Consider the following 16,964-nt stretch of genomic DNA (forward strand, 5'->3'; position numbering starts at 1 on the left):
AAACAATTTGGATTAGTAGTTGATGTTGGCAATCTGAGATACGCTGTGTCATAATCTGTAGAAGAGTGTCCTCAGGCAATAGGCGTATCCAGTACAACCACACAAATTTGTCTAGACAAATTTGTGTGGTTGTATCTCAAAAAAGCTTGACTTTTCAGAGGAATATAGTTATCATAAATAATATATTTCATGCGTGAAAATAGCCTCTCTGTACGCCCCACTAGCGGAATGAGCCTGTTATGGCGGTGAGCATACTCAAGTTACAGAGAATAGAGTATTGAAGTATTCATGTGCTTTTAAGTGGCCTCTCTCTTTCTACAAGAAGAGCGTTGATCTGGTGAGGGGAAGCAAGTTCGTGCAAAAATCTGGAAATGGTTCTCAATCGCGGGTTCTGCATACACAAATCTTTCAAGAACTGCGGGACCGCATTCTTGCAGGCGATTTAAAGGCGGGAGACCGTCTTCCTGCTGAGCTGAAAATCGCCGAGCAATACAATACCAGCCGGGGAACTGTGCGTCAGGCGCTCACCGCACTTGTCAGCGAGGGGCTGCTCCAACGGGTTCAGGGCAGCGGTACCTTTGTTAGCGAATCGGCTCCAGCGCAGAGGCGCTCTATACCCGGCGTGGCACCACAGGCAACAAAAAGCATTGGCGTGATTCTCAGCGATGTCAGCGATGAACTGAATATGAGCATCTTGCGCGGAATAGAGCAGGCAACCAGGCCGTGTGGCTATCAGTTGAGCTTTGCCTATGCAGAAGAGAATACCCAGGCAATGGCACTCGACATTATGCGTTTGAAGGCAAACACCGATGGCTTGATCATTTTTCCGCTCAGTAATGTCTCGCACGACGAAGCTATCGCCCAACTTCAGCAAGAGAGCTTCCCATTTGTGCTGGTTGACCGCTATCTCTCCGATCTTGATAGCGACCATGTGACCTCTGACAATCTTGGCGGTGGCTATCGAGCGACCGAGCACCTCTTGATCCTGGGGCATCGGCGCATCGGTTTCGCATATGGCTCCGTTGGCAATCTGTTGACGACCTCGGTGCGTGATCGTTGGGAGGGATATCGCAAGGCACTGTACGAGTATCATCAACCGTACGATGAAAAACTTGTCTGTAACCTGACCATCGACAAGAAGCATGACCCGTCTGCCATGACCTTTGATGAAATTATGAGCAGCCCTGATCGCCCCAGCGCCTTTTTTGCGGTGAATGGTTCGATTGCGCTCGAACTCTTCCATGCGGCGCAACGGCGAGGAGTGCGCATCCCCGAAGATCTTGCGCTGGTGGGCTTCGACGATCTTCACTACATGGCCCTCATGAGCGTGCCATTAACGACGGTTGCTCAGCAAGGCATCGAGATGGGCATGCACGCCGGTACTTTGTTGATTAATCGGATCGAATCGCAGATCAGCGGTGCTCCCAAGCATATCAAGTTGCCAACTAACCTCATTATTCGCCAGTCCTGTGGCGCTCGGTTGCGCATCGCCAACGAGTCATCGGTGAAAGTGCAACCTTCATAACACGCTCGCTTGTTTGCTTACTTCTTGCTGGCATTTTCTGTCTCACAATTCACTATCTTTGCAAAGATGCTCAAATGAGACAACGCGTAGAAGGGGGAATATATGCCAAATTGGAATTATCGGCGTCCCTGGTATCACGGTTCGCAACAAGAGCTAACAATGCTGCGTGTTGGCAGTTCTGTCACGCAAGAAAAAGCTATTGCTCGTGCCTTCTCTCATCGGCCTACCTACCTCAGCATTGCCGATGATGGGGGCGTCAAACATGATGGTGTGATGCCTGGATATCTCTACATCATTTTAGAAGAGATCGATCCGCACGATGTTACCCCTCATCCTCATCCAGTAAACGCGACACGCTGGGAATGGCTGACGACAAGGGAGCTACGGGTGCAACTGATCGAGTACACGCAGGTACAACCAGAAGAAAAGTTAACAGATAATGAAATGCTGTTCCTCAAACAGAAGCAGCAAGCGAGAGGCGAGCAAACATTCGCTGAGGAATCACGTAGGGAGAAGCAAATTTGAAGAAACGATCTCGTTTTGCGTCTATCTCAATAGCACTGCAACGTTCTGGATCACGACCCTGCGTTGCGGTGCTTTCCATTATCTTTGCAATAAGTATAAAATGCTCGAATACGAAATTTTATTGAATGTGAAAGTCGCACCTGTATAGAGAGATAATCTGTCTACAACAGCTTCATTGATCTGTTACAATACCAGGGAGGGAATTGGTTTTGAGCGATGACAACGTTGCCAGTAAGCGAGTGAAATCTGCCATGGCCTGGCGCTTCCTCTCCTCAGCACCTTTTCTACCTGGATGGAGGTTTTTTTATGTCAACACATACAAGAGATTGGGAGAACCAGGCCATGCTTGAGCAGCATCGACTCCCTGGCCGCTCTTATTTCATACCCTATGCCCAGGAGCAGGCCGCCCTCTCATTTGAGCGGGGGCAGTCGCCATTTTTCAAGCTCTTGAATGGCACCTGGAAATTTTGCTACAGCCCTTCGCCAGCTGAGGCTCCCCAGGGCTTCTATGAGGAGGTCTATGATGTAGAGCAGTGGGACGATCTAGCGGTCCCTTCGAGCTGGCAGATGCACGGGTATGGGCGGCCCCACTACACCAACGTCAACTATCCCTTCCCCGTCGATCCTCCGCATGTCCCAACTGAGAACCCAACCGGATCGTACAGGCGCACCTTCTTTGTACCGGGCGAGTGGTTGAATCGCTACGTCACTCTGCGCTTTGAGGGCGTGGATAGTGCCTTCTATGTCTGGATTAATGGTCAGCAGGTGGGTTATAGCCAGGGGAGCCGTTTGCCTTCAGAGTTCGACGTGACCCCCTACCTGCGTCCGGGCAACAATCAGATCGCGGTACAGGTCTATCAGTGGTCCGACAACAGCTATATCGAGGACCAGGATCAGTGGTGGCTCAGCGGCATTTTCCGCGATGTCTATTTGCTGGCCCAACCAGCGCTCAACATCGCAGATCTGCGGGTGCAGACCAATTTCGATGCCAGCTTTGAGGATGCTACCCTCGCGCTTCAGGTGACGGTTCTCAACACCGCAACAGAGGCCACTCGCGATTGCAGCGTGGGTTTTCAATTGCTCGATGAGCAGAACAATATTATCCCGCTGGATATCGAGCCGCAGCGCTTGACTGTCTCCCCTCGCGCAGTGAACGTGCTGGATGTCTCATCTGCGATTCAGACACCGCGCCTCTGGTCTGCTGAAGATCCCTATTTGTACCGCTTGCTCGTCATGCTCTACGACGGCGATGGCAACGTGCTTGAAGTGGTGCCGCAGCGTGTTGGCTTCCGCAGCGTCGTGCTGGACACTCAGGCAGGCGTCTTTCTGGTCAACGGCGTACCGATCAAGCTCAAAGGCGTGAATCGGCACGATCATCATCCCGATCTCGGCAAAGCTGTGCCATACGAGGCGATGCAGCAAGACGTGCTACTCATGAAGCAGCATAACATCAACACTGTGCGCACCTCGCATTACCCCAATGATCCGCGCTTTCTGGACCTCTGCGACGAATACGGCCTCTACGTGATCGATGAGACCGATCTGGAATGTCACGGTTTCATCCAGTACGACGATGTGAAAACAATAATGCAGGAGCGCCAGATCAGCGGCGAGGAGGCGTTTGCTATTGCTGAGCAGAACGCTGCCAGCTGGATTAGCGATAATCCCGAGTGGGAGGCGACCTATGTTGATCGCGTCTCCCGCATGGTGGAGCGCGACAAGAATCACTCCAGCATCATCATGTGGTCGCTTGGCAACGAATCATTCTTCGGACGCAACCACGAAGCGATGGCGGCCTGGATTCGTGCCCATGACCCCACCCGACTCATCCATTACGAGGGTGATAGAAAGGCGAAAGTGGCTGATGTGTTCAGCACGATGTACACCTCGGTTGGGGATCTTGCAAAGCTTGGCGAGCGCACCGATCTGAGCAAGCCGCATGTCCTATGCGAATATGCGCACGCGATGGGCAACGGTCCGGGCAGCCTGCTGGAGTATTGGGAGACGATCTATCGCTATCCGCGCCTTCAGGGGGGGTGTGTCTGGGAATGGTGCGATCACGGCATTCGTCAGCACACCTCTGATGGTCGGGAGTTCTTTGCGTATGGCGGTGATTTTGGCGACGAACCCAACGATGGCAATTTTGTAATCGATGGACTGGTTTCCGCCGACCGCGTGCCATCGCCAGGGCTGATCGAGTACAAAAAGATCATCGAGCCGGTAAGGGTTGAGGTGGTGGATCTGGACAAGGGGCTGATCCGCATCATCAATCTCTACGACTTCATCACGCTGGATCACCTGTCCTGTTCGTGGTCGCTGTACGCAGAGGACTTCCTGGATCAGACGGGCGTGTTATACCTGCCCGAAATTCCGCCGCAGGAGGCCCGTATCGTCGAGGTTCCGTTTGTGCTGTCCGAACAGCGTAACGATGCCGATTACTGGCTCAACCTGGATTTCACGCTGGCTCACGATACGCGCTGGGCGAGACGCGGGCACGAGGTCGCTACCGCACAATTTCTGGTGGCGGAACGCGATGAGGCCGATCCATTCCCGCCGCAGCCAATCGCGCTGCTCCAGTGCCGCAAGGAGGGAACATCGCTCCATATTCAGGGGCCAGAGCTTGATATCAGCTTCAACACCGAGTATGGCCTGCTCACATCCTGGGTTCATGAGGGGGTGTCACTGATCGAGCAGGGGCCGCGCCTGAGCTTCTGGCGTGCCACGACCGACAATGATCGTGGCCTGACCCAGCCAAACTCAGCCGATCAGTGGAAGGCGTTCGGGCTGCATCAGCTTCAGCAGCGCGTCGAGAGCGTCGATTGGGAGATCATGGATGGTGGGAAAGCTGTGCAGATCAAGGTAGCGGCGCGCATTGCACCCCCGATGAAAAGCTGGGGCATCGCCTGTACTTACGAATATACTGTGTATGGCAGCGGCGATATCATTCTGCATGCGCGCGGAGTGCCAGCTGAGGGTGGACCCCGAACGCTACCACGCATCGGCCTGGAACTGCAACTTCCGCGCCAGTTCGAGCATGTCACGTGGTATGGTCGCGGACCCGGCGAGTCCTATGCCGACTCGATGCAGGCCAATCGCGTTGGTGTCTACACTAGAACAGTCGATGAACTCTACACGCCGTACACATTCCCGCAGGAGAACGGCAACCGTAGCGAGGTGCGCTGGGTGACTGTTGCCAATCAGCGAGGAAACGGACTGCTTGCTATTGGTATGCCTCTGCTCAACTTCAGCCTCCATCGCTACACGACCGAACAGTTTGAGCAAGCCAGGCACACCTACGAATTGGGCGATTCCGGGCGTCTCATCTGGCATCTGGACCAGTATCAGGACGGTCTCGGCTCTGCCAGCTGCGGCCCCGGTGTTCTGCCCCAACACGAGTTACTCAGCAAGCCATTCCATTTTATTGTGCGTATGAGGCCGTACTCTCTTGACGAAAGGGGATAGCCTCCCAAACTTGTACGGGTGTGGTTATGGAATGTAACAGCCAGGATCGGGATCCTTAAACTGTCGTAGTGGACTGACCTCCTTCATTAAAAGCTGCTGAGAGACCCGATAGGGCGGGCCGTCGCGACCTGGAAAAACCATGTAGAGATCAGTAGAGTGGTAGGTGAAAGAGAGTAGGCTTGTGCTAGGAGTGAGAGACCATTGGTAGGGCTGTTTACGTGAAGCGAAGAAAAACATTCAACAGGATCGATAGGTGCGTTAGGATATATCGGATCTGTTGAATGTTTTTCTTCGCTTCATACTAGAATTCAGGTGATGTTATGCTTGTGCATAATTGTTTTTCACCAATCAAATGCCGCCACTTTAGACACGTATCAAATCCCAGGCACCATTATTCCCATTTGGTTGGACATAGTTCCCGTGAAACTCGCGGCCCGTTGCTGAGATGAGGAACGCGGCTGCTCCATGCTGGTCGTTCCAGGACTGGAAATAGGAAAAGACTAACACACCCGTTGCAGGGTTAAACATACCCGCTGTGATCTTACCTTGCCCTTCCTTCTGATCCCAGTGCCCACTGAGATGATCAGGTGATCCTGTAAACGTTACGGGACCAAACTGCGATGTCCATGTCCCAATGATCTGTAATACTTGACTCATATTGCTTACCCTTTCTGGAAGCCTCTTCTGATCTTCATTATGGTGCATTGCGCATCCATAAGTAGAAGATTTTAATTCTCATCAACTATTACTATCGACATTGTATTCTTACCATCCAGTAAAAGGGAAAGCAATAGTGTACCTCCTCCCTTTAATAAGGCAACACTTTCTCTGCGTCCAATGAAATTGGGCTTCCAATTCAAGCTAAATGCTCGTTATGTCACAAAATCACCCATTTCATGAAAAGATATGGTCCATCACATCTTATTGTTTGTGTCACCTTGATAATCCCAATCAGGAAGCAGTATTCTGCACCTTCAAAGTTTTCTTATATTCTTGCAGCACACGGATAACCTCGTGCGTTGGATTTGAGCCAAGCCCCATCACGATTCCTGTAAAGATGATGCCCCAGTAGAATTGCAGGCCAAATGCATTGCCAAAGGTGGGCGATTGGAAGATTGCTTGCACCAGATCAAGCCGCAGTAGCCCGGTGATAAGCAGCCCCAACAGTGTTCCCACAAACAGGCTGATAAAGCGGCGTCCCAGATTGTCGGGAGGGGTCGCGACAAAGTTTGCGAAACCGCCAATGGCTTCGTTTGCGAAGGTGCCAAGCGTTTGCAGGGTCGGATAGCTCTTTTGAATCTCTGTGATGATCTGCGAGGCCGCGCTTGCCAGCGCCGTAGCTTGCTGATTGCCTGGAGCCAGCGTGGTGATTTGCTGCACAGATGTTTTCAGGTGGTCAAGCTGCCTCGTCGCGCTCTCAAACTCCTGAGCGGTAATCGTGCTGCCAGCTTTTGCCTCCTGTAACGTCTGTTCCAGTTCGTTATAAAACGGCTCAAGCGTTTTGTTGAGATCGTTGGAGAGGCTGGTGATTTGCTGGCTGAACGCGCTGAAAGGCCAGAGAGTTCCTTTGGTGAGGCCGATGAAGGTCCAGAAGCCCTCGATGAGCCGCTCGATGCCAACGGCAGCCAGAGCAATAAACGTTAAGATTTCTCCAGCACTGCTCAACCCTTTGTTCGGACCTGCTTGGTAAAAACCCGCTGCGATAATTTCCACAATTAAGAGTATCGCGGCCCAGAGAAAGAAGCGTCGTGTCTGATCCTGGGTCATATGCTCATCCTTCCGCATTTTTAAAAATAGAGATATATGAAAGTATAGACATTTAGTGGAAGAAACTCAATAGGTCTCTGATAAGAGGGAACGCGAGAATACAGCCTCTGAGAAAAGCCCTTGACTTTTAGGGTGATCTTCTGCTATTATTATTCCTGACAACGTTAGATTTTCTGATGGAGATAGGTAAATGGGCATTAAAGAGCGACGTGCGCGTGAAAAACAAGTGACCAGGGAGAACATCCTGGCCGCTGCTCATCGGATTGCTCGGCAAGAAGGGTGGCCAGCACTGACGATACGCAAAGTGGCCGATGAGATTGAGTATAGTACGCCGATGATCTATGAGTACTTCGCCAATAAGGAAGAGATTCTCCTGGAGTTAATGCGCGAGGGCTATCAACAACTCATGGCCAGTATGCAACAGGCCAGGCTCTCGACAGAGGATCTCCGCGAACGTCTCTTCAGAATCGTTGATGCGTACTGGGGTTTTGCTCGCAACAACCCGGAGCTCTATCAAATTATGAATGGGCTAGGAGGCGTTCCACTTCCTATTGAGGAGACAGCGCGTGCGGGACGTGAGGCTGGCATGGTCTCGGTCGCAGCAGTGGAGGACTGGGCACAGGAGAACGGGATCGTTCTGGAAGACTCTTTTGGCGCAGTTGAGCTAGCCTGGAGTCTGATGCATGGCATGGTGAGCCTGACGTTGGCTGAGCGCATTGAAGGAGGAGAGCCACGAGCCAGGCGTTTGCTACATCAAGGAATCGAGGCACTGCTGACCTCGGGAATCTTGCAAAAAAGCTCTGGATGATCGGCTTTTTGCCCTCTTTGAACTGCTACTGGTATTGCTCTCGGCCCGCGAAGAGAGCGGTTCAGAAAGGCCAATAGTAGCAATGGAACAATGTAGCAAGACAGTTCGTTATTTTTTTGCCATTTATCTACTGCTGTTAGATTTTATACCATCGTTCAATTATAGATTGGATGTAGAAAGAAAGGAAACTTCCATGAAGAACATACAGAATGAATTGCATGTCATTTTCGGAACAGGCCCGGTGGGTCTCACGCTGGCTGAGCAATTGTCGGCGGCTGGCAAGCACGTGCGCCTGGTGAATCGCAGTGGCAAGGGGCAAGCTCCTGCCGGAGCCGAACTGGTGGCTGGCGATGCGTTGCAGTCGGATACTGTGCGCGATCTCTGTCAAGGAGCAACTGCCGCCTATCATTGTGCGAACGTTGCTTATGAGCAGCAAGTGGCGGTCATTCCTCGCTTACAGGAGAGCATCATAGAGGGTGTGGCTCCAACCGGGGCAAAGCTGATTGTGACGGATACGCTGTACATGTATGGGCAAACACATGGGCAGGTCATGAAAGAGGATAGTCCCTACGCTGCTACTACGCGCAAAGGCCAGATGCGGGCAAGGGTCGCAGAAACCTATCTCACCGCCCATCGCGAGGGCAAAGTGCGTGTTGCGCTCGGTCGGTCGGCTGATTTCTTCGGGCCACGTGTCCTCAATTCGTCATTCGGGGATCGCGTCTTTCCCGCTGCCCTGGCTGGCAAATCGATTCAACTCTTAGGCAATATCGATCTTCCTCACAGCTATAGCTACATGGGAGATGTGGCGAGAACGCTGGCGCTGCTGGGAGAACGTGACGAAGCTCTGGGAAGGGTCTGGCATGTGCCTGTTGTGACTCCGGTTGTCACGCAGCGCGAGATGGCCCAACAGATCGGCAAAGCGCTTGGCAAGCCGATCCACATACAAGCTATTCCTAAGCTGGCTGTCCAGGCATTTGGCCTGTTTCAACCCCTCATGCATGAGATGGTCGAGATGTTTTACCAGTATACAGAGCCGCAAATTGTCGATGCCAGTGCCATTGAGCAGGCATTTGGCCTTCATGCAACCCCTCTTGATGAAGCCATCCGCGCAACCGTCCAATGGTATCAGGAGCAACAGGTACATGCGTAGAGCGTGAGCCTTTTAGTGTGGGGGCAAGCGTTGGGAATATTCCAGAATGATCCTGGCTGTAATCGAGCGATTGATTGCGGGAAGACCGCACGGCAAACAGGGTGGTGAACACTCCCCGGATATGGTAGGGGCGATGGCTTGTCCTCGCCCTGCTTCCCATGCACAATGATGTGGCATAGGGCGAGGACAAGCCATCGCCCCTATCATATCCGATCTACGGCCAGGTCAGGCCCATCGGGTTGGGGATCGGGATTCCACCCTCCTCCACGATGCGCTCGCTAAAGGGATAGACCAACTCCAGCAACCGCGTCATGCGCTCAGATCCCAGATATTGCCAGGGCGGAAGCGCCAGCAGATCGGTTCGCTCTTCTACCGCCTGCCGCACCGCCACACCCTCTTCGGTGAGCAAACCATCCTCTCCCAACAATCCGCGCGCATAGAGCCGCTTCTGGGCCGCTTGCCACTCTTCATCGCTCCAGCCGCGCGCCGGTTGCAATTGCTCGCGATTCACTATGCCTGTGCCCGCAAAGGTGACATGTGCCTCGCAGCCGTCCAGCCCCTCTGCCAGCAGTGAGACGACGTGCCCATCGCCGCGATATTCGCGCAACAGCGTTGCGGCATGCCAAAGGACCATATGCGGTTCTGATGGCCAGGGCAGTTCTGTATAGGCGGCAAAGAGGGGGCGACCGGCGACCGAACAGGCTTCAACAGCACGCCTCGCAATAATCGCCGCCTCCTGCATCGCAGCTGAGGCGATATCCTGACCGAGTAGACGACGTAACGCCTCATCAGCTGAAGCATAGCGTGCCTCTAGCACCTGCTCAGGACTGGCAAAACGCCATGCATCGGGGAGGGCACGCCCCACCATTGATGGATGAAAATTGAAAAACGTGGCCGTGACGACTGAAGCGGGTACTTGCCCCAGTGGTGCGCTCCGTGACGCGAAATACCCCATCCAATACCCTTTCAGCCCGATTTCTTTATATGCCTGCCGCGCTTCCGGTGCAAAATAGATGATGGCATGATACGGCTCAAGCCGTCTCCACGCCAACCGTGCAGCATCAGGCTGCATGCCACCTTGTTCTGTCGCCATCTTCCTCTTCCTTTCCAATCGCGAAAAATTACGACCCGATTTCTTCGGTATAGTGTCATACTAACATATCCTACGGGCAAAAGCATAGAGAGAAGCGCTATTGTTGCAACCTTCGTGCGTCCCTGACCGTATCTTTGAGAGAATACGATATATCGTATTCTTGCTATTTCTCAAACATGGAGGTACAGAGATATGACACGCGAGATTACTCCTCAGTTACCCATCGGCTACTGGCTGAAGCACGCGGATGAGATTATCACTGCTCGCTCAAATCAGGCGCTCGCCGACCAGGGCTTTACTCGTTTTCGCTGGCAGGCTCTCAATATGATCTACGAGGCCGGCACCATCACCAGGGACGAGGTTTTCAACGTCCTGCAAACGTTTCTCGATGCCCATCAACTCGATGAAATGCTCGATGACTTCGTACGTGAGGGCTGGCTGGTTGTGGAAGGAAACGCTCTGAGCCTGACCGAAGCTGGTAAGAGCAAGCGTGCAGACCTTTTCAAGCGTCAAGGCGAGGTGAGGAGGCGAGCTATGCAGGGCATCAGCGATGAAGAATATGCCACCATTATTGCAGTGCTGCAACGTATGGTCAACAACCTCGCCTGATGACGAAAATCGATAATTTATAATAACAATCTTCTGCTATCGTAGTTGCGCGATTCATCAAGCGGAATATCGTGATGAATCGCGCAACTACGATAGCAGGACTATCTCAGGGGATAGGCTCCAAAGAATTCATATAGGTCGAACGGAGTGCTCGCTCAATCGAGCCGCTTGTTTGATACGCCCGGATCAGGTCGTGAGCAGGTGTGGTGCGACTCTCAAGCATCGTGTTTAGTGATTTCAGCCAGTTGAGATCAGCGTCATTGTGCAAGGCACTGGTTGCCGCTTGCAAAATCTTGTGCGTACCCTCAGCAATCTGCTCGTCAGAGAAACCTTGCCGCGCCGAGAGCTGATGCAATGGTCCATCGGGAACGGTGGCACGCCCCGCCAGCGTCTTATCAAGCATCAATCCTTTGAGCAGGGCCAGCAGCGCGCCGTAGATCTCGAAGTTATCGCAGCTATCACAGGCTTTAAACTCGATGCGCCCCACTTCGGCAGGCAGACGCGCTATCTTGGTTAACGAAGGATTGCTCACGATCAACTCTTCCGGTTTTCCCAGAAAGACCATCGCAGCCGGACGCGCACCCGTTCGCTGAAACGTTCGTACCGAGAGGCCATTCCAGAGCTTGCCGTCATAAAATGGCGAACTGAAGCTGAAAGGGACGATATACGGGCTGTAATAGGTGAGTTTGCGCCCGATGTCAATGATCTCTTCAGTACTGAGTCCCGGCACCGAGAGATTGAGGTCCGGGCCTTGCGTGAGCATGGGAATAACGGCGGTGCGCTTCTCCGGCGAGAGGCGCTTACGATCCCGCTCAAACTCATTAAGCGGGGGATCTGGTACAAATTCTGTACGAAAGGGGTTAAAGCTCGTGAGTACAGGGATGAGTCCCGCACGAATAGAACCCTTGCGCAAGATATCAAAACTGGTGCTTAGCTCGTCTACAGCCCCCTGGATGCTGCTGTGGATCGTCGTGCGTATCTCGATCCCCTTTGGTGGACAGGATGTGACCTTGCCCGACAGATCGTAACGCTCATATCCTTCAATATACCAACGTTTGCGCTTAATGCCTGCATCCCCAATCCGCAACTGAGGATAATCTCCTTCAAAAATAGGTAGATCTGCAACGATGGCGTCGAGCGTCTCGAATGATGTTGAGACAAAATCCACAAACTGTCCATCTTCCTTGAGGAAGGCGACTTCATGCTCGATACCGAAAGCAAACATGTACACTCCTTTGCTGCCAACGTTCCTCTATATATAACCAATTCTACTCTGTAGCATAGTGTACCATATCATATGCTGCTTCTCGACCACTAACTGCCCTATATGCCCTTAAGTCCTATTAGGAGATGACGACGTTAACCTCTTTCTATAGAAAGAATGAGTTGTAACAATTTATAACGGTAATCCCTCCTTCGTAGTCGAGCGATTTATCGCGGGGAACCGCTCCACAAGCTGCACCCCGCGATAAATCGCTCGACTACGAAGGAGGGATTACCGTTATATTGGCTTGCTCTATTCGTTGCATATGGCTGTAGCTTCGTCGCCTCCTTTCCTCTACAATAGAGAGAAGTACCAGAGAGGAAGACTTGAAAAGATACAAGGAGAATATATGAGCTTGCCGCTATTTTTTGTTGATGCGTTTACTCATACCTCTTTCGCTGGCAATGCCGCAGCGGTCTGCGTCCTGGACGAGCCACGCGACGACGCCTGGTTGCAGCAGGTTGCTGGCGAAATGAATCAGGCCGCAACTGCATTTGTGACTCCGCAGAACGATGGTTATCAATTGCGCTGGTTCTCGGCCAGAGTTGAGCTTGAACTGTGTGGTCACGGCACCTTAGCCAGCGCTCACACGCTCTGGGAGCAGGGCTATCTCCCAGCCGATGCTCAGGCGCATTTCTTTACCAGAAAAGCTGGCGTGTTAACCGCCAGGCGTGAGGGAGAATGGATCGAACTCAACTTTCCCGCCAAGCTGGAGGAGGCTGTGGAGACGCCCGCGATCCTCACAGAGAGCTTCGGCGTGGTTCCGCGCTACGTTGGTAAGAGCCAGCTTGATTATGTAGTCGAACTCGAATCAGAGGAGGTTGTGCGCAGCCTGCAACCCCGCTTTGAGCAACTGGTAACGTTGCCAGCCCGTGGCGTGATCGTCACCGCCGCCGCTCACGATCCGGCGCAAGGCTATGATTTTGTCTCGCGCTTCTTCTGTCCCAGTGTGGGCATCAACGAAGATCCTGTCACCGGCTCGGCCCATTGCGCCCTTAGCCCCTTCTGGAGCAAGCGTCTTGGTCGCACCCATCTCACCGGTTATCAGGCATCAACGCGTGGCGGCATCGTGCGCGTCTCCTTCGATGGCGACCGCGTCCGTCTCGGCGGTCAGGCCATTACGACCCTGCGCGGCCAGTTGCTCTAATGAATTGCCATTCGTAGTGGAGCGATGTATCGCGTGGGCGGAACCGCCTGAGAAGCCCGCCCACGCGATACATCGCTCCACTACGAATGACTTTCCTGGATTTGTTCGGAAAAGCTCATTATCGCGGGGGAATTGTGTAACAAGCACCCGCGATAATGAAATGTGCTTTAGTGGATAGCGACGTTATCAATCCAGACAGTTCCTTTGGACTGGCCCAGATTGAAGTTGACTTCAGCATTGGTGATATTGGCTGATGGAGTAAATGTGTAGGAGTATTGTTGCCAGTTTGTGCTGAGGGTAAAGTTTTGCTTCAAGTACTCCGTCCAGGGTCGCGCATCTAGCTGAATATCCAGTTGCCCCGTGCGATTGGCCGACGCTTTGGCAGCGAAGGTGATAGTGTAGGTATGCCCCTTCTGGAACGCAACATCTGACTGCCCAAACTGGACATTCCAACTGTTGAAGCTATCGGCGCGAGTCACGTTGATTCTGGCCGAGGCATGGCCCGAACTATAGGTCGTCCTGTCTATCGTTGCATTGCCCGTCGCAGGATAGTTGGCCGTGAAGTACCAGGGAGCAAGCGTGCTGGTATTCTCAAATGAGCCGCCTTGAATCAGATTCGGCGTAGTCGGCGCGGGCGTAGGCGTCGATTGTGCCGGAGTTGGTGTCGCTGTTGGTGGGACAGGTGTTGGCGTAGGCGCGGTTGTGGCGGTCGTTCCTGGCGTTGGGGTCGGGGTCGGTGCGCCGGGAGGCGTATAACTCACCCAATCGACAAGCAGGTAGCGGGTCGTGCCAACTGTCGCCAGTCCACCAAACTCCTCGCTATCGGTCCCCCAATGGTTGATCATCACGCTGGCCGCCACTGAGGGAACATGGCTGGTATGGTGGGCAACCTGCTTATCGTTGATATAGTATGTGACCTCGTTGGCGCTCCACACAACCTTGTATGTCTTAAATTCGTTCGCCATCTTCTCTATCTGTGCGTCATTCTCGACCTGGTCATGTTCCGTTGCGTCTGTCTGTGGATGCGTGTTATGCCACGTGGTCATCTCTGCCGTCCTGGGATATTGCCCCTCAACTTCGAAATCGAGTTCCGATTCCGAATTGTTGGTATAGGTGAAGCCAGAGGAGATCTGACCGCTCACGACTTTGCCGCCCATGTCGGTGGGAGAAGCGACCGTTGAACTCGTGCGCATTCTCCACTCATATGTTCCATAGCCATAGGGCGTTTTACTTTCAATCTCTCCTCCCCGCGAAATGATGCCATTCGCATTCGATCCAACTTGCCCTTTTTCCTGCGTGAGTGCGATGGTCAGATATCCCCCGCTCACGCTGACGTTCTTTGATTGAAAGTAGCCCTGATGTTCATTATCTATCGCACCCATCCCATATCGTTCGTTCGAGATGTTCCAGAAGTTGCTATTCAAGCTGTTGCCATCAAAATTTTCTATCCAGGCTCCTGTCGCCGCATGCGATGGTTGCGGACTATTTTTAAACGCTGCATAGCCCCCGGCTGCGACAACCAGGAGCAGACAAACGATCCCACTCATGAAGATGATGCTACGCTGTTTTCGTCCTACAGGTTTTGCTTCCATACAGAATTATACTCCAAATTTTCTTATGTTACTGTGAACGCATTTTCTGTCATATATGCAGGATTCCTTCCAGTTTTAGCAGCTATGAAGAAATCTTGTTGTATAGTATAAAGCATAACACTCTTCTATGGAGTATTTTGATATAATTATCCCCATAAAGTTCTAATAATAATACTTCGTTTTTGTTAGTTATTACGCTTTTCGTTGAAATTAGCGATGCTTATGCATACGAGAGAAAGGCAAATCCAGGTTTTTTAGAATACTGTTCTCGCAGCACGCTCACGTGGCCTGGGTGCCGCTTTAACAACCGATCATCTCTTCTTGGAGCAAGAGGCTGCTGAGGTACTTGGCCTTTCCTACAAGGAGGTGACGCAGGCTGCGCTTATTGCCGTCGCTTATACACTTGGAACAAGTTTCCGGCCTGCTGCTCGTCCATCTCTGGCGTCCGTGATTCATTGGGATCGCTGGTAAAGACCGCAGGTGTGTGTGAGCCTATCATGGATGCAAATGTAACAAATACATCCGGTGATGCAGGCCGCCCAACCATGATAATGAGTTTTTACGAACAAACGCGGGAAAGTATTTCGTAGTGGAGCGATTGATCGCATGGGTGGAACCGCCTGTGATGTGGCCCCATCGCAATAAATCGCTCCACTACGAAATACTTTCCCGCGTTTGTTACATTTGTTAGATAATGTGCTTTCTTCTTCTCCTCACGAACAGCACAATCGGCACAGCAATTATCCCTATTCCTAACAGTAGCGCTCCACCAACCAGCAGGTACTCTCCGGTACAGTTTTGCTCGTTGGTTTCGGGCATCGTAATAGCGTGATAGCGACTGACATCCGACAGGCCCGTTTGTGCCACAAAGGTTGGGTCGCGCTGAATTTGATTGGCCGAGATGCGCGTATAGAGCCGCGTCAGATAGCCGTAATGCTGTTGCAGGCTGCGCAATTGCGGATCTTGTGGCTGCATGCTCTGAAAGTTTTGCGCGTATTCGGTAACAAACGCGTGCCCTCCGGCCTGTTTGACCTTTTGCTCAACCTTTCCATCGTAGAAGTTGCTCCAGGGATTGGTCACATTGCGGAAGTCGCTGCTGGTAAGTTCGAGCGATTGATAGTTCTGAGGTACATAGCGGCTCTTCCCGAAGATCCAGACCGTCACCCCCAGCGGGAGCTTGCCCATCGGAGCTGCCAACCGCAACGGAATTGAGAAGCTCGCTTGCTTGGTGGCGTAGGTAATCTTCACTGGCGCGATATCCTGCACGCCTGCGTTCCCCTGAAGCCGCATTACGAGAAAGAGCATCTTTGCCGCAATATAGGGTTTTAGTTCTGCTCGCTCTTCTTCCGACAATTTGTATTGATGTCCATCCAACCATTGTGTAAGCGCCTGTGGATCGTTGGAGCCAATGACATTATAGCTGTACGGGCCAATTCCACCGCCGCTATACACATGGACCGCCGAACCCCCTGTTGGAGCTGCCGAACCCGCCGAGTTTTCTCTGTTTGTTGGAAAGCAGGGAGGCGCTTCATGCCTGTTCACATAAAACGAAGGGACCGTGTCTCTATCCAGTTCGCGAAATAGATCCACAGAGGCAACATCGATGGTGGGAACCGCCGGGACGGGTAGCACCCAGACAAAATCTTTGGGCGAACCAGTATACGTAAACTGCTCATATAGTGTGACCTTGCCCTCATCGAGTGCGTAAATAAGCCGCTCTCCGGTCTGTTCCGCGTGCAAATCCTTGCTAAACAGACCTCCACAGGCCAGCGCTGAAAGTGGATTGATAAGCAAACAGAACAGCGCCAGCAGAAGTGCGGCCAGACCAATATGCAGGCGTCGTCGTGCAGTGGAATGCGTGCCAGACATAAAACCTCCAGCTTATATAATCTCTGTAGTACAAGACGACGGAAACCCTGATTTTGCGCCACTGAATAGCCCTCTCGTCTCGTTCTCTTGACGATCTGTGGCTCATGCTCTACCATGTGGGCGATAGAGAAAACAACTCGGGAAGGAATATCT

The 16,964-nt window shown here is 52.4% G+C and carries 13 protein-coding genes; 7 read left to right on the forward strand and 6 right to left on the reverse strand.

What is annotated here, in order from left to right:
* The first annotated feature begins 355 nt into the window (after window positions 1–355).
* The 3 genes from K3T83_RS45915 (at window position 356) to lacZ (ending at window position 5,512) form a co-directional block, all read left to right on the forward strand.
* On the forward strand, window positions 356–1,525 hold the full coding sequence (locus K3T83_RS45915; RefSeq protein ID WP_220209850.1) for a GntR family transcriptional regulator: 1,170 nt from the start codon (window positions 356–358) through the stop codon (window positions 1,523–1,525).
* Window positions 1,526–1,627: 102 nt separating this feature from the next.
* A complete protein-coding gene (locus K3T83_RS45920; RefSeq protein WP_220209851.1) occupies window positions 1,628–2,050 on the forward strand; it encodes a hypothetical protein in 423 nt (140 codons plus the stop codon).
* A 306-nt stretch (window positions 2,051–2,356) separates the two neighbouring features.
* On the forward strand, window positions 2,357–5,512 hold the full coding sequence (gene lacZ, locus K3T83_RS45925) for a beta-galactosidase, LacZ type (protein WP_220209852.1): 3,156 nt from the start codon (window positions 2,357–2,359) through the stop codon (window positions 5,510–5,512).
* Window positions 5,513–5,875: 363 nt separating this feature from the next.
* On the opposite strand, the gene K3T83_RS45930 is transcribed toward lacZ, so the two are convergent.
* Window positions 5,876–6,169, reverse strand: coding sequence for a hypothetical protein (locus K3T83_RS45930; RefSeq protein WP_220209853.1), 294 nt, complete (start codon window positions 6,167–6,169; stop codon window positions 5,876–5,878).
* A 294-nt stretch (window positions 6,170–6,463) separates the two neighbouring features.
* A complete protein-coding gene (locus tag K3T83_RS45935) occupies window positions 6,464–7,279 on the reverse strand; it encodes a hypothetical protein (RefSeq protein ID WP_220209854.1) in 816 nt (271 codons plus the stop codon).
* Between the two features lie 190 nt (window positions 7,280–7,469).
* On the opposite strand from K3T83_RS45935, the gene K3T83_RS45940 reads away from it, so the two are divergent.
* Together K3T83_RS45940 and K3T83_RS45945 are read left to right on the forward strand one after the other, a co-directional pair.
* Window positions 7,470–8,087, forward strand: coding sequence for a TetR/AcrR family transcriptional regulator (locus K3T83_RS45940; protein ID WP_220209855.1), 618 nt, complete (start codon window positions 7,470–7,472; stop codon window positions 8,085–8,087).
* 193 nt (window positions 8,088–8,280) lie between these two features.
* Window positions 8,281–9,237, forward strand: a complete 957-nt coding sequence (locus K3T83_RS45945; RefSeq protein WP_220209856.1) for an NAD-dependent epimerase/dehydratase family protein — start codon at window positions 8,281–8,283, stop codon at window positions 9,235–9,237.
* A gap of 214 nt (window positions 9,238–9,451) precedes the next feature.
* On the opposite strand, the gene K3T83_RS45950 is transcribed toward K3T83_RS45945, so the two are convergent.
* Window positions 9,452–10,330 carry an SCO6745 family protein gene (locus tag K3T83_RS45950; RefSeq protein WP_220209857.1) on the reverse strand — a complete coding sequence of 293 codons (879 nt, stop codon included), beginning with the start codon at window positions 10,328–10,330 and terminating at the stop codon, window positions 9,452–9,454.
* Window positions 10,331–10,522: 192 nt separating this feature from the next.
* On the opposite strand from K3T83_RS45950, the gene K3T83_RS45955 reads away from it, so the two are divergent.
* On the forward strand, window positions 10,523–10,939 hold the full coding sequence (locus K3T83_RS45955; RefSeq protein WP_220209858.1) for a MarR family winged helix-turn-helix transcriptional regulator: 417 nt from the start codon (window positions 10,523–10,525) through the stop codon (window positions 10,937–10,939).
* Window positions 10,940–11,045: 106 nt separating this feature from the next.
* Here K3T83_RS45955 and K3T83_RS45960 read toward each other — a convergent pair whose 3' ends face one another.
* The gene (locus K3T83_RS45960) at window positions 11,046–12,164 is read right to left on the reverse strand and encodes a glutamate--cysteine ligase family protein (protein ID WP_220209859.1); all 1,119 of its coding nucleotides are present in this window, start codon (window positions 12,162–12,164) and stop codon (window positions 11,046–11,048) included.
* A gap of 388 nt (window positions 12,165–12,552) precedes the next feature.
* Here K3T83_RS45960 and K3T83_RS45965 point away from each other — a divergent pair, with 388 nt between their 5' ends.
* Window positions 12,553–13,350: a PhzF family phenazine biosynthesis protein gene (locus K3T83_RS45965; protein ID WP_220209860.1), complete on the forward strand. Its 798-nt coding sequence runs from the start codon at window positions 12,553–12,555 to the stop codon at window positions 13,348–13,350.
* 167 nt (window positions 13,351–13,517) lie between these two features.
* On the opposite strand, the gene K3T83_RS45970 is transcribed toward K3T83_RS45965, so the two are convergent.
* On the reverse strand, window positions 13,518–14,942 hold the full coding sequence (locus K3T83_RS45970; protein ID WP_220209861.1) for a carbohydrate binding domain-containing protein: 1,425 nt from the start codon (window positions 14,940–14,942) through the stop codon (window positions 13,518–13,520).
* A 687-nt stretch (window positions 14,943–15,629) separates the two neighbouring features.
* The gene (locus K3T83_RS45975) at window positions 15,630–16,811 is read right to left on the reverse strand and encodes a DUF2330 domain-containing protein (RefSeq protein WP_220209862.1); all 1,182 of its coding nucleotides are present in this window, start codon (window positions 16,809–16,811) and stop codon (window positions 15,630–15,632) included.
* Window positions 16,812–16,964 lie beyond the last annotated feature (153 nt).

The sequence above is a fragment of the Reticulibacter mediterranei genome, from assembly GCF_016587455.1.